At 44.4% G+C, this 19663-nt stretch carries 19 protein-coding genes; 11 read left to right on the top strand and 8 right to left on the bottom strand.

Annotated elements, in window-relative coordinates; genetic code table 11:
• The first annotated feature begins 1 nt into the window (after window position 1).
• The 6 genes from ACVA53_RS10220 to ACVA53_RS10195 are packed head-to-tail and all read left to right on the top strand — an operon-like array spanning window position 2 to window position 6192.
• Entirely contained in the window at window positions 2-1639 is a 1638-nt protein-coding gene (locus ACVA53_RS10220) for a hypothetical protein (protein ID WP_446505028.1), read from the top strand.
• 32 nt (window positions 1640-1671) lie between these two features.
• The gene (locus ACVA53_RS10215; protein WP_446505027.1) at window positions 1672-2655 is read left to right on the top strand and encodes a TRAP transporter substrate-binding protein; all 984 of its coding nucleotides are present in this window, start codon (window positions 1672-1674) and stop codon (window positions 2653-2655) included.
• A gap of 16 nt (window positions 2656-2671) precedes the next feature.
• The gene (locus ACVA53_RS10210) at window positions 2672-3202 is read left to right on the top strand and encodes a TRAP transporter small permease (protein ID WP_446505026.1); all 531 of its coding nucleotides are present in this window, start codon (window positions 2672-2674) and stop codon (window positions 3200-3202) included.
• Window positions 3195-4463, top strand: a complete 1269-nt coding sequence (locus ACVA53_RS10205; protein WP_446505025.1) for a TRAP transporter large permease — start codon at window positions 3195-3197, stop codon at window positions 4461-4463. The genes ACVA53_RS10210 and ACVA53_RS10205 overlap by 8 nt, the downstream gene beginning before the upstream one ends.
• A 13-nt stretch (window positions 4464-4476) precedes the next feature.
• Complete coding sequence (locus tag ACVA53_RS10200; protein ID WP_446505024.1) at window positions 4477-5301, top strand: SDR family oxidoreductase; 825 nt, start codon at window positions 4477-4479, stop codon at window positions 5299-5301.
• A 9-nt stretch (window positions 5302-5310) separates the two neighbouring features.
• Window positions 5311-6192: an N-acetylneuraminate lyase gene (locus ACVA53_RS10195; RefSeq protein WP_446505023.1), complete on the top strand. Its 882-nt coding sequence runs from the start codon at window positions 5311-5313 to the stop codon at window positions 6190-6192.
• A 76-nt stretch (window positions 6193-6268) separates the two neighbouring features.
• Here the strand turns inward: ACVA53_RS10195 and ACVA53_RS10190 are convergent, their stop codons facing one another.
• Entirely contained in the window at window positions 6269-7198 is a 930-nt protein-coding gene (locus tag ACVA53_RS10190) for a LysR family transcriptional regulator (RefSeq protein ID WP_446505022.1), read from the bottom strand.
• Between the two features lie 118 nt (window positions 7199-7316).
• Between ACVA53_RS10190 and ACVA53_RS10185 the strand changes: the two genes are divergently transcribed.
• Window positions 7317-8252, top strand: a complete 936-nt coding sequence (locus tag ACVA53_RS10185; protein WP_446505021.1) for a universal stress protein — start codon at window positions 7317-7319, stop codon at window positions 8250-8252.
• Between the two features lie 24 nt (window positions 8253-8276).
• The gene (locus ACVA53_RS10180) at window positions 8277-8720 is read left to right on the top strand and encodes a phosphate-starvation-inducible PsiE family protein (protein WP_446505020.1); all 444 of its coding nucleotides are present in this window, start codon (window positions 8277-8279) and stop codon (window positions 8718-8720) included.
• A 79-nt stretch (window positions 8721-8799) separates the two neighbouring features.
• On the opposite strand, the gene dcuC is transcribed toward ACVA53_RS10180, so the two are convergent.
• Window positions 8800-10167 (bottom strand): anaerobic C4-dicarboxylate transporter DcuC, encoded by a 1368-nt coding sequence (gene dcuC, locus ACVA53_RS10175; protein ID WP_446505019.1) that lies wholly within the window; start codon window positions 10165-10167, stop codon window positions 8800-8802.
• Window positions 10168-10485: 318 nt separating this feature from the next.
• Window positions 10486-11361, bottom strand: coding sequence for a LysR family transcriptional regulator (locus tag ACVA53_RS10170; RefSeq protein WP_446505018.1), 876 nt, complete (start codon window positions 11359-11361; stop codon window positions 10486-10488).
• 100 nt (window positions 11362-11461) lie between these two features.
• Between ACVA53_RS10170 and ACVA53_RS10165 the strand changes: the two genes are divergently transcribed.
• Complete coding sequence (locus ACVA53_RS10165; RefSeq protein ID WP_446505017.1) at window positions 11462-12673, top strand: MFS transporter; 1212 nt, start codon at window positions 11462-11464, stop codon at window positions 12671-12673.
• 195 nt (window positions 12674-12868) lie between these two features.
• Here ACVA53_RS10165 and glpC read toward each other — a convergent pair whose 3' ends face one another.
• The 4 genes from glpC to ACVA53_RS10145 all read right to left on the bottom strand — a co-directional run bounded on the left by glpC (window position 12869) and on the right by ACVA53_RS10145 (window position 17531).
• Window positions 12869-14080 carry an anaerobic glycerol-3-phosphate dehydrogenase subunit GlpC gene (gene glpC / locus ACVA53_RS10160; RefSeq protein ID WP_446505016.1) on the bottom strand — a complete coding sequence of 404 codons (1212 nt, stop codon included), beginning with the start codon at window positions 14078-14080 and terminating at the stop codon, window positions 12869-12871.
• Window positions 14077-15420 carry a glycerol-3-phosphate dehydrogenase subunit GlpB gene (gene glpB / locus ACVA53_RS10155; RefSeq protein ID WP_446505015.1) on the bottom strand — a complete coding sequence of 448 codons (1344 nt, stop codon included), beginning with the start codon at window positions 15418-15420 and terminating at the stop codon, window positions 14077-14079. The genes glpC and glpB overlap by 4 nt, the downstream gene beginning before the upstream one ends.
• Window positions 15417-17120: an anaerobic glycerol-3-phosphate dehydrogenase subunit A gene (gene glpA / locus ACVA53_RS10150; RefSeq protein ID WP_446505014.1), complete on the bottom strand. Its 1704-nt coding sequence runs from the start codon at window positions 17118-17120 to the stop codon at window positions 15417-15419. The genes glpB and glpA overlap by 4 nt, the downstream gene beginning before the upstream one ends.
• A 276-nt stretch (window positions 17121-17396) precedes the next feature.
• Window positions 17397-17531 (bottom strand): hypothetical protein, encoded by a 135-nt coding sequence (locus tag ACVA53_RS10145; RefSeq protein WP_446505013.1) that lies wholly within the window; start codon window positions 17529-17531, stop codon window positions 17397-17399.
• Window positions 17532-17566: 35 nt separating this feature from the next.
• On the opposite strand from ACVA53_RS10145, the gene ACVA53_RS10140 reads away from it, so the two are divergent.
• Together ACVA53_RS10140 and ACVA53_RS10135 are read left to right on the top strand one after the other, a co-directional pair.
• Window positions 17567-18235, top strand: coding sequence for a hypothetical protein (locus ACVA53_RS10140; protein ID WP_446505012.1), 669 nt, complete (start codon window positions 17567-17569; stop codon window positions 18233-18235).
• Between the two features lie 119 nt (window positions 18236-18354).
• A complete protein-coding gene (locus tag ACVA53_RS10135; RefSeq protein ID WP_446505011.1) occupies window positions 18355-18543 on the top strand; it encodes a DUF4250 domain-containing protein in 189 nt (62 codons plus the stop codon).
• A gap of 52 nt (window positions 18544-18595) precedes the next feature.
• On the opposite strand, the gene metR is transcribed toward ACVA53_RS10135, so the two are convergent.
• Window positions 18596-19507 (bottom strand): HTH-type transcriptional regulator MetR, encoded by a 912-nt coding sequence (gene metR / locus ACVA53_RS10130; RefSeq protein WP_446505010.1) that lies wholly within the window; start codon window positions 19505-19507, stop codon window positions 18596-18598.
• Between the last annotated feature and the right edge of the window lie 156 nt (window positions 19508-19663).

The raw sequence follows: 19663 nt of genomic DNA, 5'->3' as shown, positions 1-19663 counted from the left end.
TATGAGTGAACTCACATTAAACCTACCTGCTTCCAAGGAAGAAATGAAAGCTGGTCACAGGGAGGTTTTATTAGTTACAAACGCTGATTTAAGAGAAAGTGCAAATAAAACCTGTTGGCCTGTGCAGGCTAAGTTTGAAGAGAAACTTGAAAAGGTTATGCGTGACAAGTTTGATTATCAAATTAAGCGTGCGCATGACTACGATCCAATTCGTGAGCATGGATTTATTGCGAGCCAACGTGAGGGAAGTGATGTATTTGCGTGCATTGATCCAGAGGCTCCAATTATCGTGCTCATGACCGCGTGGCAGTATTCACACCATATTGCGTCTAGTTTAGTGCATCATAAAGGGCCTATATTGTTGCTAGCAAATTTTGATGGCACATATCCTGGCTTGGTTGGAACACTTTGTATGGCTGGGACATTGACGAGCCTTGGATGTGAATATTCCAGGCTGTGGTCAGAGAACTTCGATGATGAATTTTTCTTTAGCGGATTAGGTCAATGGCTATCCGAAGGAGTGATTGTTCACGATACCTCTTACCTTCAAGATGTTTCGTTGAACTCGGATATTTTAAATACTGAAGCGGGCAAAGTTGGTGCCAAAGTTGGTGAGTACATCCTAAAGAATAAGGAAATTATTGGTCTCTTTGATACATTCTGTATGGGAATGATGAATGGTGTCTTTCCCCTTAAAACAATGGTTGATGTAGGTATGCCGATTGAGGCGTTATCTCAATCAGCCTTGTTTTACGAAATGAGCCTTGTCCCTGATGTGTTACGTGAAGAGTGCTTGGATTGGTATGTCGACCAAGGGATGGACTTCCAGTTTGGTGATAATGACGATCAGCTAACGCGAGAGCAGGTTTTAGAGCAGTGTGCAATGCTCATTGCGATGGCTCGAATCGCTAATCGATTTGGGTTAACGAGTGTAGGGGTTCAGTATCAGCAAGGGCTTAAAGATTTATGTGCCGCTTCTGATTTTGCCGAAGGTGCAATAGGGTCCACGTTGAGGTTCCCGATTCCTGATGAACATGGACAAATTATTCGACCTGGTAAACCCATTCCTTGTGTGAACGAAGTTGATATGGGAACAGCGATCCCGCAAACAATGTTGTTTAGGTTGCTAGATTGCTTAAGGTTGCCTCAAGAGACAACGCTGCATGACATTCGCTGGGGGAGTGAATATCAAGGTACATTTTATTGGGATTTTGAAATTTCAGGTTCAGTACCATTTGAGCACTTAGCTGGAGGAATTAAAGGGGCGAAAGGATATCGACAACCATCTATGTACTTTCCGAAAGGTGGTTCAACAATTTCAGGTCAGTGCAAATCCGGCTCATTTATTTGGGCGCGAGCGCATTATGAGAAAGAGCAAGCGATATTGCATATTGGTACTGGTGAATCATTCGAGTTGCCCAAAGAAGAATTTGAAAGACGCCTGTCACTTACCACCAAAGAGTGGCCGTTGATGAACTGCATTCTACATGGTGTAGAACGTAATGACCTCATGGCCGGACATCAAAGTAACCATATTACCATTGCATACGTACCGGAAGACAAATTGCAATTTGTCCGGGATGCTTTTGTCAGCCAAGCATTAATACAGAATTTCAAAGTTAAATTAGTTTCGAAGTGATTATAAAAATAACGTGATAAAAGGTAAATAATATGACTATAAATAAAACGAAAAATATCGCAGGAGCGGCAATGCTGTCGCTATTGAGTGTTAGCGCGTTTGCAAAAGATACTATTTCGCTAAAAGCGTACGTTCCAACCAATCCAACGGCTGTACCGACAAAAGCACTCGAGTATTTTGCTGAAAATGTGGAAAAAGCGACTAATGGTGAAGTTAATATAAAGGTCTTCCACAGTGGTCAACTCGGTAATGACAGGGAAGGAATTGAGTCAACCCGTATCGGCCTTATCGATATTATGTTTGCGGGGACGGGGGGGTACTCAACCTTTTACGATAAGTCAAAGGTATTGGATCTTCCGTTTTTGTTTGATGATGCGAAACAAGCTTACGAAAAAGTTAATGGACCTGTCGGTGAAGCTCTTTTTGCCGATATGAATAAATACGGTTTACATTACTTATCTACCGGTGACAATGGTATGCGACATATTAGTACGTCGGGGCGAGAAATTAATAGTATTGATGATGTTAAGGGCTTAAAAATTCGAGTTCCAGGGATCACTACGTACGTTGATTTGTGGACTAATTGGGGAGCGGTTGTCACACCAACACCGGTAACTGAGCTTTATATGGCACTTAAGACGGGCATTGTTGAAGCGCAGGACAATGCACCGTATCACTCTGTAGCAAGTAAGGTTTATGAGGTTCAGGATCATTATTCCATGATTAACTATATGTGGATGGGTCTAACGATGACAATGAACGAAAATAAATGGAAGAAGATGCCAGAGGATGTACAGACCATTATTAAAGGTGAAGCGGTGAAAGCTGCAGAATGGTCATTCGCGCAAATAGAAAAAGATAATGTTGATGCTTTGGAGCTGATGAAGGATCGCGGTATTACTGTTAACTACAACCCAGATCGTGACAGTTTCAAGGCTAATATTCAGGATTTCTATAGCCAATATGAGGGTGAAGACTGGTATGACGCCGAAATTATTGAAGCGCTGACAAACTAGTGCCGTGGGGGGAATTATGAGTATTCGTAAGTACATTCATTTGGCTAACGACAATATGGTCAAGCCGATCATCATATTGATGTGCATGACCGTGTGTTTGATTGCCCTGTTAACTCTTATTTCAATTGTTGTCAGAAATTTTATGGGTTTTTCATTTCAGTGGGTGATGGATGTCAACAGGTTACTTTTCGTTTGGATGTGTTTCCTTGGGCTGATTTATGCAAACTATAAGGATGCGTTGATTAGGTTTGACTTTATGGATAATAAGTTCCCCCCCAAGATTAACAATGTGATTGTTATCGGAAGGCATGTAGGGTGTATTGCACTATTTATCATAATGATTAAGGCTGGTTTTGAGATAATTGATTTTGCCAAGCATCAGGAATTTCCCACCATCCCTTTATCTATGGCATCTATGTATTACGCAGTGGTGTTCTCAGGTGTTTTTCTAGTTATTCAAACTACGCTAAAACTCATCGATTTTCTTATTGTGATTACCGATAAAGGCAAGTATTTGAATCTAGAGTCGAGGCATAATTATGATTGAATTATTTTTATTATTTTTTGTTTTGATCGTTATTGGTTTCCCAATTGCTGTTGCGATTGGCATTAGTGCCGTATATTCATTATTGGTCTACGACTATCCAATGATTGTTATTGCGCAAAAGATGGTTACCGGAATCGACTCTTTCACATTTATTGCTATTCCATTATTTATTTTGGCCGGAGAGTTAATGAATGTTGGGAAAATCACGGACAAGATTTTTAACTTTGCCAAAGCAAGTGTCGGTTGGATACATGGGGGGATGGCGCATTCAAATGTAGTGGCGAGTGTTATTTTTGCGGGTATGTCTGGATCTGCGATTGCTGATGCCGGTGGGTTAGGTACGGTAGAAATGAAAGCAATGCGTGAGGCTGGTTATGATGATGACTTTTCAGCAGCAGTGACCGCAGCGAGTTCGACTATTGGACCGATTTTCCCTCCGAGCATTCCTTTTGTCATCTACGGCGGTATTGCGAGCGTATCTGTTGGAAAGTTGTTTTTGGGAGGCATTGTACCTGGATTGATTATGATGGTAGCTTTAATGATTTTAATATTCATTAAATCTATCAAGAACAACTACCCACGCTCACAATTCTCACTGTCTGTATTAATAACTGTAGGTATCAGTGCCTTTTTGCCTCTGATGACACCTGTTATTATTCTTAGTGGTTTTGTAACTGGCTTCTTTACACCGACAGAAGCGTCCGCTATCGCTGTTTTTTATGCGTTACTGGTTGGTGGATTACTGTATAAGGAAATTACGTTAGATAAATTGTTTATAGCGGTAAAAAACACGGTACTGACTTCAGCAAATGTTGTTTTCATTATTGGTACTGCAACGTTGTTTTCATTCTTACTGACTAGCGAAGGGTTTACGGGAATAATTTCAGATTTTCTCTTTGGTATATCTGATAACCCACTAGTTATTTTATTGATGATCAATATCGTCTTGTTGTTACTAGGTATGATCATGGAGCCTGGTGCGATTTTGATCATGCTACTGCCTATTCTATTGCCCATCGTGGAGACGCTAGGCTTAGATTATGTCCACTTTGGGGTCATGATGATTTTGAACTTAATGATAGGGCAAGCGACTCCGCCATTTGGTATGAGCCTGTTCACTATTAGCCAGGTGGGCGGTGTGCCTATCGAGCGTATGTCAAGGTCCGTTATTCCCTTTATTCTCCCACTTGTTATTGTGTTGTTTTTGACAATGTTATTCCCGCCAATTGTTACTTGGCTACCGAATTTACTTATGAAATAAGGAAATGTGAATCATGAGAGATAATTTATTTTGTGTTGAAAACGAAGTTGCTGTAGTAACCGGCGGGACGGGGCAAATTGGATTTGCTTTTTGCTGTGAGTTGCTAGATAGGGGAGCTAAGGTTGCCATTTATACTCGCTCGGTGACACCAGAAGTTAAAGCTAAGTTTCCACAAGAATATTTTGATCGTGAGCAACTGATGTTCTTTTCAGTCGACATAACCCAAAAGGCTCAGCTTGAGGCGGCAACAGAAAAGGTTATGGAACGGTGGGGAGCCCCTTCCGTTTTGATCAACAACGCCGGTATAGATACTCAGCCGAGTGCACCTCCATCAGTTTCGGGCCCTTTCGAGGAGTTTCCGGAAGACGTATTTCGTGAAGTCGTCGAGACAAATTTGACTGGTACTTTTTTATGCAGTCAGGTGGTGGGGAGCAAAATGGCAGCCGCAGGTCGTGGTTCTATCATAAATGTTGGTTCAATTTATGGCATGGTGTCACCTGTCCAGGATATCTATCGCTATAAGGAAGAGCAAACAGGAATCCCATTTATTAAGCCTGTTGCTTACTCAGCTTCGAAATCTGGTGTCTATAACCTCACAAGGTATATGGCGACATACTGGGCGCGAAGTGGTGTACGGGTAAACGTATTGACACCATCTGGTGTCCGCCGCGATAACCAAGATGCTCAGTTCCAAGAAAATTACTGTAATCGTATGCCGATTGGACGCATGGCGGAAGCTGATGAATTCAATGGAGCAATGATTTTCTTAGCATCGAATGCGTCGAAATATATGACAGGGTCCAACCTCGTTATTGATGGTGGATGGACAGCATGGTAGGAGGAGTCAATGATGGAAGAGCTTAAAGGAATATTTTCGGCATTGATTACGCCAATGGATCAATTTGAAGAACTAAACCTGCAGTCATTGAGGGAAGTTGTTCGTTGGCAGTTAGAGCGCGGCGTGGAAGGGTTCTATGTTTGTGGTTCATCTGGAGAAGGGTTATTACTGTCAAAGGATGAACGCAAGCAAGTGCTTGAAACTGTGATTGACGAAGTTGACGGTCGAGTCCCTGTGCTTTGTCATACAGGGACTTTAGCAACTAGAGATGTTATTGAACTTACACGGCATGCGAAAGCTTGTGGAGCTGTGGCTGCTTCAATGATTCCTCCTTACTACTATAAGTTCACTACCGAGGAGATCGCCTCTTATTACCTAGAGGTAACTCGTAATGTCGATTTGCCGATTATTATTTATAATATCCCAGCCTTTACTGGTGTTAATTTATCGTTTAAAGATATTGCAAAGTTGCTTGAAAACGAGAGTGTAATAGGTGTTAAGCATACATCTATGAATATGTATGATCTTGAACGGTGTCATAGCATAAGTAATGACAGTATCTTTTTTAACGGTTATGATGAAGTATTTCTTTCAGGGCTTAGTGCGGGAGCTAATGCTGCTATAGGGACGACCATAAATTTATTTCCAGATATATTCATCGATATCAAGCGTAATTTTTATAATGGTAAAATTGATGAGGCTAAAATTTTACAGAATAAAATAAATATAGTCATTGAAGCATTTGTTGATGTCGGAATATTTAATGCAATTAAATATTCGTATACCTTGCTGGGAATTGATTGTGGTAGTTGTAGAAAACCATTTAATCCTTTAACGGATGAGCAGAAGAAAAAAGTTGAGAGTATTCTGTATAAAATGGAGTTGCTGTAGCTAAGTAATTAAGTGTTGATTCCACCTAACTAATATTTCAGTTAGGTGGGTCGATTTTTCACCTAATTTTTAGCCATTATTCTTTCAATTGGCTTTCACCGAGTGTCGCTTTTTCTGTTGCATGGTGGATGAAGGCTTCACTAAGTGGTGTCTGGTGTTTTAAGGGGGCTTTTACTATGTGCCAATTGGTGACAATAGGGAAGTCAGCAATCGCTAGCCTGACTAGCTGTGAACTGGGTTCGTCCTCCAAAGCATATTCAGACAATATAGCTACCCCCATGCCCGCTATTACACAGTGTTTAATTGCTTCATTGCTCTCAATGACCAATTTTGGTTTGAATGGCAGGTTTCGTTTTGCGAAATGGGCATCGATGGCATAGCGTGTACCTGAGCCTGGCTCTCTTGACAGTAGAGAGTATTGGAGTAGTTCTTCTGGTGTAATGAAGGGTTGATTTGTTAAAGGATGTTCCTTAGGTGCGACGGGATAGAGGCGGTTTGGGAGAAACTTAATGGCATAGGGCTTCATTTGTGGTTCTAAGTGACTGAAGAGGTATATGTCATCCAGCCCCTGATGGTAACGTGACAGGATATTTTCTCGATTGCCAACCTTCAATACGATGTCAACCAGTGGGTATGTACGGCAAAAGCTACCGAGCAAGTGTGGAATGAAATATTTCGCTGAGGTCACGACAGCGACTTTTAATGTCCCGGCTTTTATTTCACTGATATCAGCCAAATCGATTTCCAATCTTTCTATAGTATCAAACAGTTCATTACAATATTTCGCTGTTATATCAGCCGCCTGGGTGAAAACTATCTTTTTACCAATGACATGATAAAGAGGCATTCCAATTAGTTCGGTAAGTTGACGCAGTTGAATAGACACCGTCGGCTGGGTCAAATTCAATGACTGAGCAGCGATGGTGATCGAGCCTAGTTCGTACACGGCTAAAAAAACACGTAAGTTTCTAATACTGTTAATTCGAGACCGTAAGTGTTGTGTCATGTATAGATAAAAACCTATGATAGCCATGTTTATTATTAATTATACTTTATATATTTAATCCTGCATATTTGTCTCCAAGCAAGAGTACAGTCTTTGTTCCTGTTGTTTTGGAGGCAATATGATTTTAAATCAGCTACTTATCCCTATCGCACCTGAACAAGAAATTGATGCGTCATTTCACCAAGCATTTAAGTTTGCTAATAACATATCGGCACAAGTGACTCTTCTTACTGTGATAGAAGACTTAGCTGAATTAAAGGAGATTTCTCGATACTCATGTACAACCTTGGATGTTCTTGATAAAGCAACAAAAATATACCATGGGTTGCTTAAAGAGTGGGTTCAATCGCTGAAGCAAGAGTATTCAAATATTAAGTTCAAAACGAAAATCCGAATTGGAATTCCATTTATTGAGATCATTAAAGAAGCTAAAGATAGTCATGCAACCATGGTGATCCTCGATACACATAGAGAGGAGAAACAAAAGGTTTGTCAGCGAGGTAGTACAACCTTACATATTATGCGTAAGTCTGAGATACCAATTTGGTCGATGAGTACTGATGTTCGACCAATTAGAAATATTGTTGCCGCATTAGACATCTCAAACCAAGATTATCATGACTTTAATGAGCAGATCCTTGCCTTGGCAGTGGAGGTTTGTTCTGTCACAGGCGCATCGCTAACGGTTTGCCATGCATGGCGCCTTGACTCTGAAGGGTTTTTAAGAAAATGGAGCGCTTATGATGATCTGGATATTGCGCTACTGTCTAAAAAGATGCGAGAGGAGAGAGTAGATAGATTGAGATCGTTGCTCATGCCCTATGAAAACACGCCAATTGGGACTTCAATTAAAGTACTCGAAGGGGAGACCCGACAAATACTGCCTAAATTTGTAAATAAAGAAGGCATTGATTTGGTTGTGTTGGGGTCATTATCTCGTACGGGGGTTGCTGGTTTTTTTATGGGTAACACCGCAGAGTCACTACTTAACGACATAAATTGTTCAGTTATTACACTCAAACCTGATGATTTTAAATCGCCAGTGTTGGAGTGATAAATGATGAACTAGGAGATAGTGATGAAAATTGATAGCAATGACACTCTATCGGCAAAGTTACAAGTCGTCATTCATTGGTCTGTTAGAACTCTTTCCCTGATTATGGTTTTCGTCATTGTCATGGGAGTATTAGATGTTGCCTGGATATTGTACCAGCGGCTTGTTAGCCCACCTAAGTATATTCTAACTATCTCTGACATGTTGGCTACATTTGGCGCTTTTATGGCCGTATTAATTGCAATAGAAATATTCATTAATATCACTATTTATCTCCGAGAGAATGTCATCCATGTAAAAATTGTCATGGCAACAGCTTTAATGGCAATTGCAAGGAAGGTGATTATTATTGATGTTGAAGAAATGGAAGTCGCTTACCTATATGGCATTGCTGCTGTTGTACTGAGTATGAGTGTCGGATATTGGTTAATTCATCAATTACCGAGAAAGAGTCATTTGGAGGAGTAGTTGGAGAGTCATTCCATGAAAATCCCGGCATGACGTTCGCCATACCGGGGCTTTATTTGATTATATTCAGTGTTCTACATTAGCTGTACATTGGCACCAACACAACGGTACCAATAATAACAGTCAGCAGGCCAAATAGGACAGGCACTGAAGTGCGTTTAACGACCTCGAAAGGACTCACGTTACCCATACCTGATGTTGCAACGATTACGCCTGAAACCGGAGAAATCGTACGGCCTAGGTTAGACGCTTGTAGCATCGGGATGATAAGGAACGCAGGGCTTAGGCCCATTTTACCTGCTAGCGTTGGTGCGAGTTCAACAAACGCGTAGAACGGTGCGTTACCAGAACCTGTTGCAATAGCAGCTGCAACGGTTAAGCCTGTCAGTAGCAACATCAGCGCGAAGCCTCCGGCACCTGCCGATTCTGCGAGGCCAATAAGGTTGTCGATAGCGCCAATAGACATCAGGCCTTGTGCGAACACACCCGCCGCAACCAATAGCATGACAACGCCTTTGAAGGCGTCAGCCATACCTTGATAACACGCTTCTAGATCTTCCAGTGTTTCCTTACCTTTGAAGCGTTTAGTGACGAAATCAACGATAGCACCGATAAAGATAGACATGACTACGATGGTGTAGATATCCAGTGTTAAGCCTGGAATGGTTTCACCGTTGAAAGCAAATACGCCGATGATTGGTAGGAATGGCAAGATAGCGTAGTAGGCTGGTGCTTTGACTTCGATTTCAGAAATATCGACTTTTTCCATGACGATATTTTCTTTTTTGTCCAAGTACTTGTTCCAGAAGAACGCCGCTGCTGCCATGACGATAATGGCGCAGATAGATACTGGAAGTACTGTTTCAACCGCGAATACGTGCAGTGGTAGGCCTGATTTTTCTGCTGCAACAATTACGTCACCCGATGTTGGCGACAGAATGATCGCCGCTGGCGATGCACAGATAGCAACCGCTGCAGGGCGGGAAATACCCATGGCGGTCATCATTGGGAATAGGGTGGCCATCAAAAGTACACCCAAACCTGTTGCTGAACTTACAGCCAGTGACATCAGACATGCAACGATGTATGCCGCTACCAGTAAAACATAAGGTGATTTGATGACTGAAAGTGGTTTAGAGAATTGTTTTACCACCACGTTGTTGGCACCAATGTGCGTCATGTAGGACGCAAAACCACAAAGTAGCATGATCTGCATACCTAGACCGCCACCACGATACTGAAGCATGTATTTTACATACTCTAATGAATCGGTGACGAAGTTACCGGTAGCCTGAATACTCTCAGGCAGTACGTTATAACCCAGAACGCCGGTAATGAGCAGTAACAATAGACCTGCTGTTAATAGAACGCCCGCAGGTTTGTATCCTTTAATAATGAAATAGCCAACAGCAACTGTGACTGCCAAGCCAATCAATAGCTCCAACATGGAAAAAATCCTCTTAAACCACAAAATTAAGAAATAGTGTGTCAACCGATAAAGTTTCTTACACATTATTTGCGATGAATTTACCTAAAAAGTGGTGGGAGGACGACAATAATCGGACTGGTTTATGATCTGCAACAGAATTTTGAGTAATGTGTTAAAATTGCGCTACAGGCATGAAAAAGCACGCGGCATCAATTGTTTGGTTGTCGTTAATGATTATGTTCTGTTGGATTTTTGAGCGTTGTTGGTTAAGAACAGTAAATACATTGCTTACCCTCGTTGATGACTGATTTACAGTGTTACTAAATGTAAATTCAGTTACATTTGGCGATTGTTTTTTACATACTCCATGAAGGCTTTATCAGCGACAGATAAGTAACCATCTTTTCGCCATGCAATGGCAATATTTAGTATTACTGGTTGTTGGAAAGGGATAGGGATTAAACCCTGTTCGTTTTCGGTCACCATGTCCAGCAGTGCTGTGACCGCAAAATCATTGCGAACAATTTTCAAGATCATTGGCAGTAAGTTCGTTTCAAAGGCGATGTTGGGCTGGAAATTATTTTCCTGGCAAATCCTGTCGATGTATTCGCGGTGAAAATAGCCCGGTTTGAACATCACCAAGTCTTGCTTGAAGAATGTCTTGAAGTCGATTTCATCGAGAGTGGCTAAGTCATTTTCTGGGTGTACGGCAGCAACCATCTGAGTGGTGAGTAGGTGCTCTGTAGCGAGCCTGTCGGGTATGTGATCGCAGTGAATAATGCCCAAGTCGAGTTCTTTTTCCAGCAGCATCTGGCGGATAGTCTCAGTACCGGCTTCGACAATGGTCAATTTGAGTTCAGGGTATTGGCTTTTAAAGCCCATTAAAATATCAGGTAAATAGTACGATCCCAGCGAGCTTGGCACCCCGAGTTTAACTTCCCCTTTGGTGAGCCCTTTCAGTTCTTCCATTGCAACCGTGGCGTCGTGGACACTTTGTAAGATCAAACGGGCATGGCGAAGTAATACTTCGCCTTCTGGCGTGAGGGAGACACGGCGTTCGTTGCGATCGAACAGGACGATACCGAGTTGCTCTTCAAACTTTTTAATGGCAATACTCAATGCTGGTTGGGCGATATGAAGCTTGGCCGCTGCTCGGGTAAAATTGGCCGTTTCGGCCAACGTAACAAAGTAATTGAGTTGGCGAATATCCATTTGCTATATATATCCTTTATTGTTTCTATAGTTTTAATATATTTTCACTATTCCTATCGAATTGCTACGGTTGGATCAGACTTCTTTGCTGATAACCGACATGATAGACATTCATACAACCGAGTATCGAAGAGCCAGTTTTGCCTTGTGCTTAGGTTCCTTTTTGATTTTCTGCAATTTGTACTTATTCCAGCCAATGTTGCCCTTGATGGCGGAGAACTTCGCTGTTACAGCAACAAAAATTAATTGGCTGGTGGCAGCGGCAACTTTGGCTCTGGCTGTCACGCTTGTCCCTTGGGCTGTGTGGTCTGAACGTATTGGTCGACGATCGGTGATGTTAATCAGCCTGACTTTATTGCCAATCATTGGTTTTCTGATGCTGACTGCAGAGAGCTTGCTGATGCTCAGCGTGATCCGGGCGTTGATGGGGGCGGCGTTGGCTGGGTTTGCTGCCGTTGCCGTGGCTTATATGGCCGAAGAATTTACATCGAGGGCATTAATGCTGGCAGTGGGCGGCTATATTAGTGCCAATTCGCTGGGCGGTATTGCTGGGAGGATATCAGGCGGCTTTCTATCCGAACGTTATGGCTGGCAAGGGGCTGTTATTTGCATGGCGATTTTTAGCCTCGTTGTTGCCATCGCTATCTACTTTCTTTTACCTGAACAACGTAATTTCAAGCCAGTAAAAGGGCAGTTACGGCAGCAAACCTATAGCGTATTGGTTCACCTGCGTACACCTGAGTTGTGGCAAGCGATGATGATTGGTGGTGTTAACTTTGCGCTGTTCGTTAATTTGTATTCTGTCATGGGCTTCCGTTTAGTTGCTGAACCGTATTCTGTGCCGGTCAGTTGGGCGTCAATGATATTCCTGTGCTATCTCAGCGGTACGGTATCGGCAAAATTGAGTGGGCGCTGGACCCAGTATTTTTCGGCTGTCCCCGGTATGGTTCTAGGCACATGTATCAGTGCGATGGGGATGTGGGTCGCATGGTATGAGTCTGTTTATGCCATGGTACTAGGGCTGCTATTGATCAGTTCTGGTTCTTTCTTTACGCATTCCTTGGCCTATGGCTGGGTCAGCCAAAGGGCAAAAACGGCGAAGGCGACAGCAACGGCTTTGTATTTGGTGCACTACTATGCTGGCGGTAGCTTAGGTGGTTTCTATCTGATTGGTTGCTGGCAGTATTTTGGCTGGACCGGGGTTATAGCGGGGGGCTCAGTGCTATATGTATTGATGGGGGCGCTATGCTATCGTCTATACGCCAGAACGTTAGGGCGCTCAGACAGCGCTTTACCATCTGAACCCCACTAACTGAGGCAGCACTATATAGGATGCAAACACAACACTTATATTTGAATTGACCGGCCACAATGCCTAGTCGGTCAGCCGTATTGGCAACGTCTTGGTTGCTGGTAGTTCACGGTCAGAAATGAAAGAATCCCGAAATTTACGTTAACTGTGGGGGAACAGGCAAATTTCGGGACCAAGGGGGATGTTGACGATTTTTTATGCTAAAGCCATGGCCAGTAGTGATACCGGGTGAATGGTTTCTAGGTTGGTATTTTCTTCAATCTGCCATTTACAGGTTTCACAGTCCGTAATCGCAAAGTCGGCTTTCGAACGTTTGATTTGATTGAACAAATTACTGCCTATGGCCATAGATGTGTCATAGTTTTCGGTCTTAAAACCATAGGTTCCAGCGAGACCACAGCACTGACTGTCAAGCACCTCAACTTCGAGGCCGGGGATCATTTTCAGCAACTCGATGGTGTACAAACTGCCCCCGGTTTTTTCTAGGTGGCATGGGGTGTGGTATACCACCTTCTTATTGATCGGTTTCATCTTCGGAGCATGTCCGTTCATAAACTCTTTTAGCAAGAAGCGGGTAACGTACTCAATCTTGCTCGCCACCTTGCTATTGTCGACCTTCAATACGTTTGGATACTCTTCTTTCAGCGTGAAAGAGCAAGTTGATGACGTGGAAAGGATCGGAGCATTATGCTTTTCGACCGCCGCTGAAAAGTTTTGGATATTCAGCTTGGCATTCTTCTTCGCTTTGTCGAAAAATCCATTGGCGATCAGAGGCACACCGCAGCACTTTTCCTTGTCCATCAGCTGTACGCCGATGCTCATTGCATTCATTACGCTAACAAAGTCTTTACCCAGTTGCGGGTGGTTGTAATTGACAAAGCAACCGTGGAAATAATGTATTTGTTTAGGGTATAGAGCCTGGCTGGTGCAATTTTGTTTATACCAGCGGCGGAACGTGCCGTGAGAATATTTTGGCAAGCTCTTGTGATCGTGCACCCCAATCGTTTTGTGCATGATCTTCTTAACTGGTTTTAGCCCAGTAATGGTATTAACTATCGGTGCAAATGGCGTGGCGGCCGAGCCCATTAAGTCGGTATGGCTGAGTACAAAGTCACGGATGGTTTTGATATTCATCGGCAACTTGGCGTGCTCATCACGGGCAACGGCAATCATATCGCCGATTTTAACGCCTGAAGGGCAGGCTGTTTCGCAACGCTTACAGTTGGTACATAGCTTTAGTGTTTCATCATAGAAGTCAGGACTTTTGAGCCGTAGGCGCTCACCATCAGGGCCGCATTGCTTAGGGCCAGGATATTCTGGGTTGGCTTTGGCTACCGGGCAGTAAACAGTACACACGGTGCATTTGATGCATTGGTCGAAGCTGGTGTCTTTTTGAAGAAGGCTCATGCGGTAGTCCTTTCTTGTTTTGGCTGTGTATCTGTTGAGTGTTGTTCCTGGTGCTGATGCGCGTTAATCATCTGCTGGGCAACATAGTAGCCAGTTGAAATGGCCACGCCTGATCCCGAGCCTTCTTGTACCGGATCATAATGGGCTAAAATGGCGCCGGCGCAGTACAGGTTGTTGATCACTTGATTGTTGATTGACGGATTCAGTTGTTTATTACAGACAACGCCCATTTTCATGAACGGATGGCTCTGCGGGGTAAAAAATTGTGGCTGATACCAATGGTCACGATGGGTACTATCGGCCATGTCTAAGCCAAAAATCGGCTCGCTGACTTTATGGCGCTGCGCAGATAAGCCTTTGCTGAAAAAACTGCCGCTTGCAAGCAGGTAATGATCTGCAATCAATGGGATATCTTCATGGTTGCGGGTAAATATCTTCATCAAGCGTTGATTGTCGACTTCTCCGCTGAGTACTTCATCGCCTGCTAATATCAATCCACCCAAATGTTTGTAGTGGGACTTCATTGCCTCTTCAAGGCGGATCCCCAGCAGTGACGGCGGCATGGTTGGCAGTTCACAAATGTTGAAACCAGTGAGGCCTTCAAGCAGTTTTATGGTTGCCGCACCGTCGCCATTGCCAAAGACCGCCGGCAGTACGACGAGGTCGGCTTTGCCTACCTGCTGTATCATGGATTTGGCAAAAGCGTGCAGTTTGGTTTCGTCACGCAGAACCCGTGAAATATCGATTGAGCGGAACTCACATGGGTTGCGCTGCATGTTGTCGAAATCAGGCAGCTCGACGGCCGCTGTTTTGATCTTTACCCCTTCAAAAGCACTTAGCTTAGACAAGTTATCCGCAGCCAGTTGAGGCTGGAAATCACGGAAGCCATCAACGGTGACCAAGGCGACCTCCGTGAACCCTTCAGCTAACCTGCCTTGCGGGAATTGGTGCACGGTTTGCTGCGACAACCATGTTGAGCGGAAGGTCCCCATAGGGGTGACACGGTAATGGTTTTTTTCATCGGCTTGTGCCGTTAAATAGACACCGCAGCGTGCCATGACATCCTGATACCAATTAATGGCTTCACGGCATTGCAGTTCACCCAGCTTGCTGTATGGGTGGGAAGGGGATTGGGTTTTCAGTTCGCCGAACGATGCGAAGGGTGCACTGACCTGCTTACCATTGGGTAAGCGGCTTAGAACATCCACCGAGCCTGACGAGAAGTGCAGGGCACTTTGCCCAGCAGCAATCACTGCCGTTTTCATTCCTGCTTCGGCGCAGCGAATCGCGCAGCTCAGGCCTGCGACACCGCCGCCGATGATAATGCTATCAAATTTCATTGTGTTACCTCGTCAGCAGGCTTGTGTTGAGTCGTTGCTGGAATTGCTTGTTCGCTTGTTTGCGGTGAGAGTTCGATGCTATTTGCGTGTTGCTCAGGGAGATCGCTAACGCCGAATAGTCCTTCGTAGATCCAATAGGTGAATTCGCCTTCACGTAACGCATCGCCCCAGAAAACGGGCTTGATCCCTTTCCAGCGCTCTTCAAGAAACTCTTCCAGTAAATGGCTCGCTTCCGTGCCTGAGGTTTTACCGAACTCAGAGAAAAGGCCTGCAGCACGGTAGGAGCAGAGTTCACCTTGACAAGGGCCCATACCAATACGGGTACGGCGACGAAGATCAACGAGGTTATGAACGTCCAAATCTTTAATGGCATATTCCACTTCGCCACAGGTCACCATTTCACACTCACAGATCACCGCTTGGCTTTTCTTATCGTTACCAAGGAATTTCTCTGCGCGTTCGCCATGGCGATAGAAGGCCGATTGGTAAACGGGCTTGGCGAGACTGGCCGTCGCCTGTTTTTTCGGTTTAGTCTGCTCGGAACCCGGTAATGGTTTTTCGTGGGTTATACACGGTGCGGTATTGCCGAGTTTTTTCGCGACTAGGTCAGTCGTCCACTCGGCCATCATGCGGTAGGTCATCAGCTTGCCGCCGGTAATAGTGACAAAGCCGTCTAGGCCGTCACGCTCAGCGTGATCAAGTAATACGATACCGCGGCTGATATTTCGACCGCTGGTATCACCATCGACCGCCACCAAGGGTCTGACACCGGCGTAGGCTCGTAATACTCGTGTATTGGCCATGATAGGCGCCAGCTTGGTACCTTCTTCCAGCAAGATGTCGATTTCCTTGCTGCTAACATGAAGATCATCAATTTTGTCGTAATCGATCCGCTCGGATGTGGTGCCGATCAGTGAAATGGTATCGCCGGGTACAAGAATATCGGCATCGGAAGGCTTCCTGCAGCGGTTGATCACCAAGTTGTTGATGCGGTAATCGAGGATCAGCAGCGATCCTTTAGCTGGGAACATCTTGATGGATAGATCGCCATATTCACAAATTTGCTGGCCCCAAATCCCTGCGGCATTGATCACTTGCTTAGCGTGGATTTCGAATGACTGTCCGGTCTTCATATCCAAGCAGTAAACCCCACGAACTGTCGCTCCGTCTCTGATCAATCCGGTCACATGGGTGTGATTAAATAAACGGGCACCATGCTCGACAGCGTCCAAGACATTTGAAGCCGATAAGCGAAATGGATCCAAGGTGCCATCTGGGACTTTCACCGCCCCAATTAATGAAGGGTTACAGTTTGGCTCAAGCCGAAGCGCATCTTTTGGAGAGAGTTGTTCAACATCGATATCGGCCGTCTGACAAGATGAAATAAAGGTTTTTTGAAAGTCGAGATCATCATCTGGCAGGGAAATAAACAGCCCTTGGGTGTCTTCAACACAGTGGCGAGCGATGTTTTTCAGGATACGGTTTTCCTGGATACACTCTTTGGCCGATTCCTGATCGGTCACGGCATACCTTGCTCCGGAGTGGAGGAGGCCATGGTTTCTTCCTGTTGTCCCTGATGCAAGATCATCTTTTTCAACGAGGATGCATGGGATTCCGCGCAAGGCACAGTCACGCATAATACCGGTACCGGTTGCGCCGCCGCCAATGATCACAACATCTGTTTCAAACCAACTATTCATGTTCGTTTTCGCTTATTGTTTTGGTCCGTGGATCAGGAAATAGGAAATTCCTTCTACTTTATACCCTGTAATATGCCACCTTTTGTGAGGGGAATATTTGATCAGTCACACATTTGTGAGCGTTCGCGCATTCGAATTCGCTCAAATGTATTTCTTTTGATTGAAAAAGGAACAATTTCAGCCAAAAGAAATCACTTTAAATCGTGGATAGGCCGTAAATATGTGGTGATGTAGAAAAACGAAAGCAGCAATATACCCGTTATTTAGCGATATCAGCTAACTAGGCAATGGCTTTTCGCCTTTTGCTGAGGTTGGAAGGTCGTCGATAGGATGGAAGCGAAAGCTGTCATGGCCAGCTTCAACTGAGTAAGGTTTTTCATTGTTGGTATCGAACCGGGTAATTGCTATCATCTCCGCACTTTGTTTTGCCTTATCAAGATGATCCTATGAACACAGCTTTAATTTTTCTGATCCCAGCTTTGCTCGGCGCCCAGCTGGTGTTAACACTGGTACTCACCAAGGGAGATATTTGTCCGGGTCAGCGAGGAAGGGTACATAAAACCCTACCGGTATTGCTTGTAGGATGGCTGGTGGTTGCACTGTTCCAGCCATATGCGTTTTTACCGCTAGCGGCCTTGGGGTATTTCACCCTTAAGGTCAAGACGGGCAAAACACGTGATGCAGGGCCCCTAAACGTTTTCTATGTGGCTAATGTAGTGGCCTTCTTCGTATGGTTTTCAATGCTACTTACATTAACATTGCCCGTGGCAGTGATGAGCTTGGTAAGTGTCGCGCTGTTTGGTTCATTGCTCGCCCACCTTCTCTTGACCCAAGCAAGGACGCGTCTTCAGGCTTTCCACCGTTTGTTGCCTTTTGCTGGTTTTGTTAGCGCGATGATGAGCGTACTTTGTTTGTTATGGCTTGCTTACCAGTTCGATGAAAGCCAGTTGGCCTTGCTAACAACGAACATTGTGTCATCACTGGTGTTGCTTGTCGCAGGCCTACTGGTGTGGTCAATGCACTTATTGACAGGGAAAACCGTCAATCGTTGGCAGTTGGTGATTGCGGCGGGGATTTTAGTGTTGTCGGCTAACATGCAGGTGGCATTGATATAACACCAAATTCAGTAGTACTGCAGCGATACGATCATCGAAATGTGAGGCGGCGCTTTTTCTTTCCGCCTCATTCTGTCTATGCTTACTCATGAGTGAATACTTACCGAGGGGTAGACAGTATGGAGATTAATAATCTTTTGAACATGGATGGCAACATCGTTCTCGGTATCGTGAATGAGCGATTACGCCTTGAGTGTTCAACGGTTGAAGAGTTGGTCAGCCGTTATGAGCTCGACTTCAATGAGCTGAACCAAAAAATGGAATCGTTAGGTTATCACTACGATCCTATCAATAATCAATTTAAGTAATAATAATCCCTTCTGAATATCACACCGGCTGCATTTTTGGCTGAAATGCCTTTTATGCAGCCTTTATACCTTCTAAGTGCGTTTGGCATTGTTGTTTCGCTGTGGCAAAAAATGCTGATAAATAATGCCTTTCACGCTCTTGAGCCCTTATTGCGGCAAATAAACGTCGCCACAGGCCATCACCTAATGGTTTGCTGACAATAAGCCCTTGTCGAGCAAAGTCAAATACCGCCCAGTTAGGCAGTGCTGCAACACCTAAGCCCGCTGACACCATCTGGATCAGCATGAGAGTATTGTCTGCTTGCTTCCAGTTGGCAGGCTCTATACCAGCAGGTTGCATGAAATGCTTCACGACATCCAGCCTGTTTCGTTGAACGGGGTAGCTGAGCATGGTTTCATGGGCCAAATCTTCTGGAGAGATGATGTCTTTTGATGCCAGTGGAGATTGCGGGGCAACAATCAAGCGCATTTCAAAATCAAACAGTGGCTCGAAATGAACGTCACTGCGGGCTTGGATGTCCGAAGTAATGACGAGATCCAGTTCACCGGCACCGAGCGCAGGTATAGGCTCGAAGCCAAAGCCGGATGAAAAGTCTAATGTCACATTCGGCCAGTGATGTTGGTATTCCTTCAATGCTGGCATTAGCCATTGGAAGCATGAGTGACACTCGATAGCCATATGGAGTCGGCCATTGGTATCCTCTTTGAGGCTGGCAAGTTCATGCTCAGCCTGGGCTAGGCGAGGGAAGAGGTCATCAGCTAGCCGTAGTAATATATCACCCTCTGCAGTGAATTTTACCGGGCGGGTTTTACGCAGGAAAAGCTGGCTGCCCAACCGTTGCTCCAAATCTTTCAGTTGGTGAGACAGGGCTGATTGCGTTAGGCACAACGTATTGGCTGTGGCTGTCAGTGAACCGGTATCTCGTAATACCGTTAGCGTTTTTAAGTGCTTAATCTCAATCAAATCTTTTCCTCTACCTATCGTGGCGATGCATTCCTTAACTCGCGGAGTTAACTGTATCTGTAAAACACGGCAGTGTAAACATCTAGACGTCTAAATAAGGGCTTAAGCATAACTTGTCATATGAATTTTATTCAAGATAAGCATTAGTGATAAGAA

It is taken from the genome of Photobacterium sp. DNB23_23_1 (assembly GCF_052873815.1).
This window is presented reverse-complemented; position numbering and strand designations above follow the sequence as displayed.